The 529-nt window shown below is 42.2% G+C and carries 1 protein-coding gene; it reads right to left on the bottom strand.

Annotation, left to right across the window (positions count from 1 at the left end):
* Window positions 1-81: 81 nt before the first annotated feature.
* A partial coding sequence (locus SORDD15_RS01205) for a prealbumin-like fold domain-containing protein (protein WP_155718772.1) occupies window positions 82-529 on the bottom strand: 448 nt, incomplete at its 5' end.

The following is a 529-nucleotide window of genomic DNA, read 5'->3' as shown; positions in this document are numbered from 1 at the left end:
TGTGTTTTCTTCTGTCCCACTTTGGGGGTGCGGTGCCATCCCTGATCTTTCTTTACTGTACTTATTGGCTACTAAATGAGATTAGTCTTCTTCTCTTCGTTTAGTTGCTACAAGACCTGCTCCTAAAGCTAGAAGAGCTAAACCTGCTGCTAATGCAGCTTGTCCGGATTCGCTTCCAGTGTTTGGTAGGTTAGGATTTTCTGGTTCAGTTTGGTCCGTTACTACTAACTTACCATCCTTAAACTCAACCTGATTTCCACTAGCATTTACCACTGTTACAGTTCCGTCGTAGTTAACTTGGAATGTAATATCTGTTACTGCTAAGTATCCAGTTGGAGCGGCTTCTTCATGGAAAGTATATACTCCTGGAGTCAAATCAAGTACATGTGATTGATTGGCTTTTGAAGTCCATTCAGCCACAGGATTACCTGAAACTTTTTCTCCACGGAAAATTTGGATTTTTGCACCCGCGATTTCTTCACCCGCTAGATTTACCTTGCTAAAGGTAATCTTACGTGGAAGGTCATCG

The sequence above is a fragment of the Streptococcus oralis genome (assembly GCF_001578935.1).
In the GTDB taxonomy this organism is placed as follows: Bacteria; Bacillota; Bacilli; order Lactobacillales; family Streptococcaceae; genus Streptococcus; species Streptococcus oralis_R.
Note: the sequence above shows the minus strand (reverse complement) of the source record. Positions and strands in the feature narration are given on the sequence as shown.